Consider the following 6,940-nt stretch of genomic DNA (forward strand, 5'->3'; position numbering starts at 1 on the left):
CGCGCCCACGAGCGCCGCCGCCTCGTCCGAGAGGCAGTTCGCGGGCCCCGTGTCGAACGCCAGCACCCCCGCCGCGTCCAGGCCCGGCAGGTACGTGAGGTTGCTGATCCCGCCGAGGTTGTGCACCGCCCGCCGCACGCCCCGCTCGGCGAAGAGCACCCGGTCCGCGAAGGGGACGAGCGGCGCCGCCTCCCCGCCCGCCGCGAGATCGGCGGGCCGGAAGTCCGAGACGACGTCGCGGCGCGTGACCTCCGCGATCACGGCGGCCTCCCCGAGTTGCAGCGTGGCGCGCGGCCCCGCCTCCGGGCGCGGCAGGTGCCACACCGTCTGCCCGTGCGACGCGACGAGATCCGCGTCCCGCGCGAGGTCCCGAGCGGCCTCCGCGAGCGCGTCGCCCAGCGCGAAGTGCAGCTGCGCCAGTTCGGGCGTGCGGGCCTCGCCGCGCGCGGCGCGCAGCACCTCCGTTCGCAGCGCGTCCTCGTACGGGTGATGGGTGTGCGCCACGACCCGCCCGCGCGGCGCGGGACCTTCGAGCGCGGGGAGCGCGCCGCCCGCGCCCACGGCGGGCCAGCCGTCCAGTTCGAGGAGGACCGCGTCGATCCCGTCGGCGGACGTGCCGCTCATCAGGCCCAGGACGCGCGGCGCGCGGGACATGCCACTCATGCCTGCTTCATACCACTTCGAGACCAGTTCGAGGCCTCACGCGTCCTAACGGCCCAGCACGCGGAACGTCCCCATCGCCCGCTGCGCCTGCGCCAGGAACGCCTCGAACTGCGCCGCGCCCGCCGTGTACGTCACCACGAACGTCTGCCCGTCCACGTACAGCAGTTTCGCCCGGAAGCGCAGATCCGTCCCGAACACCGAACCCCCGTACCAGATCAGGCACGCGTCCTCCGCCTCGTCGTAGCGCGCCAGCGACACCCGCAGGCCCTCCACGAGGCCCACCTGCGCCGCCTGCGCCGCGCAGTCCTCCGCGTGCGCCGCGCGCAGCGGAGGCACCGGCCCCATCAGGTTCAGGCTCGTCCCGTCTCCCGCCGGACCCATGAAGTAGTCCGCGTCCACCCCCTCCACGCGCGCCGCCGACCAGCCCGGCGGCGGCACGATGCTCACCCCCGACACCGGATTCACGAACGCGGCCGTCGGCGCGGACACCGACAGCGCCAGCACCACGGACGCCACCACCATGAGAAGGGCATAGCACGCGGAGCGCACCCGGCACCGGAAGAAATCCACCCGGGGCCCCTCGCTCCTGCCCGGGGCGGTGACGTGTCTCTGTACGTGGGGGTGGCCGTCCGCGTATGGCGTCGTACGGACCGGGACGGCCCGGCCCTCCTGCCGGGGGCGTCGGCGCGTCTCTACGACTTATTTGAGTTCGACGATGAAATCGTACCGGTCCCCCCGGTACAGCGCCCGCGCGTACTCCAGCACCGTTCCGCCGCGTCCCCAGGTGAGCCGTTCCGTCGCGAGGAGCGCCGTGCCGCGCGGGACGTGCAGCAGGGCCGCCGTCTCCTCGTCCGCCTCGCGGGCGCGCAGGTGCTGCATGGCCCGGTCGGGCACGTGGCCGCGTTCGCGCATCACGCCGTACAGGCTGCGGTCCTCCACGCGCTCCGCGGTGAGGTCGCCCACGACGGCGACGGGCACGGTGCTCGTCTCGATCGCGAGGGGTTCGCCGTCGGCGGTGCGCAGGCGGCGCAGACGCACCACCTCCGAGAGGGGACTCACGGCGAGGTTCATCGCCTCCTGCGGGGTGGGCCGCGTCCGCTCCAGCGTCAGGACGTGCGCGCCCGGGGTGAGGCCGCGCGAGCGCATGTCCTCGCTGAAGCCCGTCAGGGCCGACAGCGGTTGCTCGATGCGGCGCGGCGCGACGAAGGTGCCGGAGCCCTGACGGCGAATCAGGAGGCCCTGCTCCTCCAGGACCCGCAGGGCCTGCCGCACCGTCACGCGCGACACGCCGAGGCGGCTGGCGAGGTCGCGTTCGCCCGGCAGGGCAGTCCCCTCCGCGAGGGCGTCCTGTCCGATGAGGCGCTGGAGGCCCTGCACGACCTGCAGGTACACGGGCGTCGCGCTACCCGGGTCGACGTGGAGCGGGAGGACGTCCGAAGGCATACGTACCAAAACCATACCACCTGATCGTCCCCTCATCGTCAGCTTCCGAAGGCATTGCACGGGAAGGTGAGCGGCGCGAGAGAACGTGACCCTTGCGTCACTTCGCCTCTGGTCTTAGAGTGGTATCAAACTTCACGCTGAGACGGAGGCCCTCATGAAACGTGGCGGAAGCATTCTCCTTGCCAGCCTGCTGCTCGCGAGCGCGGCGGCGGCGGCACCCAAGAAGGTCACGGGCTACGACAGCCTCGGGATCACCACCGGCAAGCCCGGCGGCACCTACACCCTCGCCCTCGGCGACAGCCCGCAGAGCTTCAACTACTACGGCGTCATCGACAACAACCTCGGCCTCGTCGCGCAGCAGCTCTTCGACGGGCTCGTCGAGTACAACTACAAGACGTACAAGGTCGAGCCCGCCCTCGCGGAGTCCTGGACGGTCACGGACGGCGGCAAGACCTACACCTTCAAGCTCCGCCAGGGCGTGAAGTGGAGCGACGGTCAGGACTTCGACGCCGACGACGTGGTCTTCACCTACGACCAGATCATCCAGAACCCCGAGGCCCGCGCCGGCGACGCCGCGAGCTTCATCATCGGCGGTCAGCGCGTCAAGTTCGAGAAGGTCGACAAGTACACTGTCCGCGCGACCCTCGCGAAGCCCGCGCCCGCCTTCATCCTCCAGATGCGCAACTTCATCATGCCGAAGCACAAGCTGCTGAAGTACAGCGTGGAGGGCGGCGCGAAGAGCGCGGACATCAACACCGCCTGGGGCACCAACGTGGACCCCTCCGAGGTCGTCGGTACGGGTCCCTTCAAGCTCGCGTCGTACGTCGCGGGCCAGAAGGTCACCCTCGCGAAGAACGCCAACTACTGGAAGGTCGACGCGAAGAACCAGAAGCTCCCCTACCTCGACCGGGTGGAGTTCCTGATCATCCGTGACCCGCAGGCGCAGGTCGCGCAGTTCCTCGCGAAGAACATCGACCAGCTCAACATCAGCGGCGCGCAGTTCCCCGACCTCAAGAGCCGCGAGGTCGCCGGCGCGCCCTTCAAGGTCGTCCGCAGCGTCGCACTGTTCGGCAGCCCGCCCTTCCTCGCGTTCAACTTCGACGCGAAGGACCCGGCCCTCGCCAAGGTCTTCAGCGACGTCCGATTCCGCAAGGCCATGCAGTCCGCCATCAACCGTGACCGCATCATCGACCAGGTGTACAACGGCCTCGCGGGCCCTCCCGGTCACGGCGTCGCGCCCGCCAACACCGCCTTCTACGCCAACACCAAGGCGCAGCTCGGCAGCTTCAGCCTGCAGGCCGCGGGCGCCGCGCTCGACGCGATGGGCCTCAAGGACACCGACGGCGACGGCATCCGCAACATCGCCAGGGGCAAGAACCTCGAGTTCGACCTGACGTACGGCACGGACTCCAGCGTCTACCCGCCCATGGCGACGATCCTGCAGAACGACCTCAAGCAGATCGGCGTGAAGGTCAACCTCAAGGGCATCCTCGCGAGCCGACTGCTCTCCACCGGCCAGTCCGGCAACTGGGAAGCGATCCTGCACGCCTTCGGCGACCAGCCCGATCCGGAGCTGCGCAAGCCCATCTGGCAGCCCGGCGGCGCGCTGTACTACTGGCACCGTGACCTGCTGCCCGCCAAGGACGGCGACACGCCCAACATCAAGGCGATGTTCCCCTGGGAGAAGCAGATCTACGACATCTTCGACGAGGCCAGCACCGCCACCGAGCAGAGCCGCCGCAAGGCCCTCTACACCCGCTGGCAGCTCATCTTCGCGCAGAACCTCCCGGTCATCCCGATCGCGAAGCCCGAGAACATCGGCGCGATCAGCAACAACTTCGGGAACTACATCTACAACCTCGGCGTGATTCCCGGGTACAACCCCGTCCCGCTCATCTACCAGAAGTAACCGTCACGCAGGGAGGAGCGGTGAGGCGCAGCCCTCGCCCTCCTCCCGCGCTTTCTTTTCCCTGGGGACCCTATGTTCGTGTTCTTCATCCGCCGTCTGCTCGGCATGATCCCGACGCTGCTGCTGATCTCCGTCGTGTGCTTCACGGTGATCAAGCTGCAACCCGGCAACTTCACCGACCAGTACCTCGAGGACCCTCGCTTCACCAAGGAGACCGTGGAGGCCATCACGCGTCAGCTCGGCCTCAACGACCCCGCGTGGCTGCAGTACCTCAAGTGGCTGTGGGGCGTCGTGACCCGCTTCGACTTCGGGTACTCCTTCGCCAACAGCCGACCCGTGATCAGCATGATCGGCGAGCGGCTCGGCTGGACCGTGTTCATCGCGGCGCTCACGCTGCTCGCCACGTGGATCATCGCCGTGCCCATGGGCATCTACACCGCCTTCAACCGTCACCGCGCGCCCGCGCAGATCGCGAACTTCCTCGGCTACCTCGGCCTCGCCGTGCCGGACTTCCTCGCGGCGCTGCTGCTCATCGCGCTCGTCCTGAGCCTCGGCGGCACGAACGTCGGCGGGCTCAACAGCCCCGACTTCATCGGCGCGCCGTGGTCCGCCGCGAAGCTCCTGGACCTGCTCAACCACCTCTGGATTCCCGTGCTGGCCGTCGCGCTCGAGGGCGTCGCGAGCCTCATGCGGCAGATGCGCGCCAGCACCCTCGACGTGCTCGGGCAGGACTACATCCGCACGGCCCGCGCCAAGGGGCTGCGCGGCAGCGTCGTCGTGTGGCGTCACGCGGTCCGCAACGCCGTGAACCCCATCATCAGCCTCGCGGGCCTGAGCCTGCCGACGCTCATCAGCGGCACCATCATCATCTCCATCGTGCTGAACCTGCCCACCATCGGCCCGCAGCTGTACGAGGCCCTCATCAACAAGGACCAGTACCTCGCGCTGACGCTGCTGATGCTCTCCGCGTTCCTGCTGCTCGTGGGCAACCTCCTCGCCGACCTCGCGCTGGCGTGGGCGGATCCGCGTGTGAGGTACTCATGAGTGCAGAGACGCGCCACCGCCCCAGGCATGAGCACCGGACCGCTCCGGTGCGTACGACGCCCGCCATGAGTGCAGAGACGCGCCACCGCTCCAGGCATGAGCACCGGACCGCTCCGGTGCGTACGACGCCCGCCATGAGTGCAGAGACGCGCCACCGCCCCAGGCATGAGCACCGGACCGCTCCGGTGCGTACGCAGCCCGAACGCCGATGGTCCATCCCGATCGGGGGACTCGTATGACCACCGCTCCCACTCCCGTTCCCTCCGGCACGCCGCGCGCGCCGAGTCCCCTGCAGATGGCGTGGCGGCGCTACCGCCGCTCGCGCATCGGCGTGCTCGGCGGGTGGATGCTGATCGCGCTCTACCTCATGGCGCTCCTCGCGGGCTTCCTGTCGCCGTACGCGATCGACACGCAGCACTCCGAGTTCCCGTACCAGCCGCCGCAGAAGCTGCACGTCGTGCATGACGGGAAGCTCCAGCGGCCCTTCGTGTACCCCATCACGAAGCAGCGCGATCCCGTGACGTTCCTCAGCAAGTACGCGGAGGACCGCACGCGTCCCATGCCGGTGCGTCTGCTCGTGCGCGGCGAGGAGTACCGCCTGCTGGGCGTCCGCACGGACCTGCACCTGTTCGGCGTGACGGACGGCTTCTACTTCCCCTTCGGCACGGACCAGCTGGGCCGCGACCTGCTGTCGCGCACGCTGGTCGGTTCGCAGGTGTCCCTGACGGTCGGCGTGATCGGCGTGCTGATCTCCTTCGCGATCGGCATCCTCGTGGGCGGCGTGAGCGGCTACTACGGCGGCTGGGTGGACAACCTGCTGATGCGCGTCGTGGAGGTGCTGCTCTCCTTTCCGCGCCTGCCGATCCTGCTGGCGCTGAGCACGCTGGTGCCCGCGAAGTGGCCGAGCACCTGGGTGTACCTCGGCATCGTCGCGGTGCTCGCGCTGATCGGCTGGGCGAGCCTCGCGCGCGTCGTGCGCGGTCAGGTGCTCTCGCTGCGGCAGATCGAGTACGTCACGGCGGCGGGCGCGGTGGGGGCGTCGGACCTGCGGGTCATCTGGCGGCACATCGTGCCGAACCTCAGCTCGTTCCTCGTGGTGACCGCGACGCTCGCGCTGCCCGGCTACATCCTCGGGGAGAGCGCCCTGTCGTTCCTGGGGCTCGGCATCAAGGAGCCCATGACGTCGTGGGGCCTGCTGCTCAAGGACGCGAACAAGATCGAGGTGCTGGGGCAGTCCCCGTGGCTGCTGCTGCCCGGCGCGTTCATCGTGCTGTCCGTACTGGCCTTCAACTTCTTCGGTGACGCGCTGCGCGACGCCGCCGACACGCAGAGCCGCTGAGGCGGGAAGGGGAGACATGACCATCACCGCCACCGCGCCCTTCGCGTCCCTCGATCACGCGCGCGCCCTGCTGGACGCCGCCCCGATGCCCGCCGTCGCGGCGGCCGTCGTGACGAGGGAGGGCCTCGCGCTGGAGTACCACCGGGGCGTCGCGGACCTCCGCACGATGGAGGCGCTCACGCCCGCTCACGCCTTCGACCTCGCGAGCCTCACGAAGGTCCTCGTGACCCTCCCGGAGGTCCTCGCGCTCGTGGAGGCGGGCCGCGTGAGCGTGAACGACCGCGTGCGCCTCCACCTTCCCGAGGCGGGCTGGATGACGACCGGCACGGGCCTCGGGGACGTGACGGTCGCGCAGCTCCTGTCGCACACGTCCGGTCTACCCGCGTGGGCGCCGCTGTACACGCATCCCGCCGACCGCGACACGCTCGTCGCGCGGGTCCTGCAGACCCCGCTGGAGCGCGCGCCGGGCGAGCGGACCGTGTACAGCGACCTCGGCTTCGTCGTGCTGGGCGCGCTCGTGGAGCGCGTCACGGGCCGCGGCC

General features: G+C 69.9%; 7 protein-coding genes. 4 read left to right on the forward strand and 3 right to left on the reverse strand.

The window, feature by feature from the left end:
* The 3 genes from DEIPI_RS34945 to DEIPI_RS0126525 all read right to left on the reverse strand — a co-directional run.
* Positions 1-663 (reverse strand): anhydro-N-acetylmuramic acid kinase (locus tag DEIPI_RS34945; protein ID WP_342667540.1); only part of this gene is annotated, 663 nt, incomplete at its 3' end.
* A 45-nt stretch (positions 664-708) separates the two neighbouring features.
* Positions 709-1,185, reverse strand: a complete 477-nt coding sequence (locus DEIPI_RS0126520) for a hypothetical protein (RefSeq protein WP_027483777.1) — start codon at positions 1,183-1,185, stop codon at positions 709-711.
* Positions 1,186-1,362: 177 nt separating this feature from the next.
* Positions 1,363-2,106: a GntR family transcriptional regulator gene (locus DEIPI_RS0126525; RefSeq protein WP_027483778.1), complete on the reverse strand. Its 744-nt coding sequence runs from the start codon at positions 2,104-2,106 to the stop codon at positions 1,363-1,365.
* Between the two features lie 154 nt (positions 2,107-2,260).
* Here DEIPI_RS0126525 and DEIPI_RS0126530 point away from each other — a divergent pair, with 154 nt between their 5' ends.
* The 4 genes from DEIPI_RS0126530 to DEIPI_RS40745 all read left to right on the forward strand — a co-directional run.
* The gene (locus tag DEIPI_RS0126530; protein WP_027483779.1) at positions 2,261-4,015 is read left to right on the forward strand and encodes an ABC transporter substrate-binding protein; all 1,755 of its coding nucleotides are present in this window, start codon (positions 2,261-2,263) and stop codon (positions 4,013-4,015) included.
* Between the two features lie 72 nt (positions 4,016-4,087).
* Positions 4,088-5,059 (forward strand): ABC transporter permease, encoded by a 972-nt coding sequence (locus DEIPI_RS0126535; RefSeq protein ID WP_027483780.1) that lies wholly within the window; start codon positions 4,088-4,090, stop codon positions 5,057-5,059.
* 235 nt (positions 5,060-5,294) lie between these two features.
* Positions 5,295-6,398, forward strand: a complete 1,104-nt coding sequence (locus DEIPI_RS0126540) for an ABC transporter permease (protein ID WP_027483781.1) — start codon at positions 5,295-5,297, stop codon at positions 6,396-6,398.
* A gap of 16 nt (positions 6,399-6,414) precedes the next feature.
* Positions 6,415-6,940 (forward strand): serine hydrolase domain-containing protein (locus DEIPI_RS40745; RefSeq protein ID WP_169737230.1); only part of this gene is annotated, 526 nt, incomplete at its 3' end.

The organism is Deinococcus pimensis DSM 21231 (genome assembly GCF_000519345.1).
GTDB classification, from domain to species: Bacteria; Deinococcota; Deinococci; order Deinococcales; family Deinococcaceae; genus Deinococcus_A; species Deinococcus_A pimensis.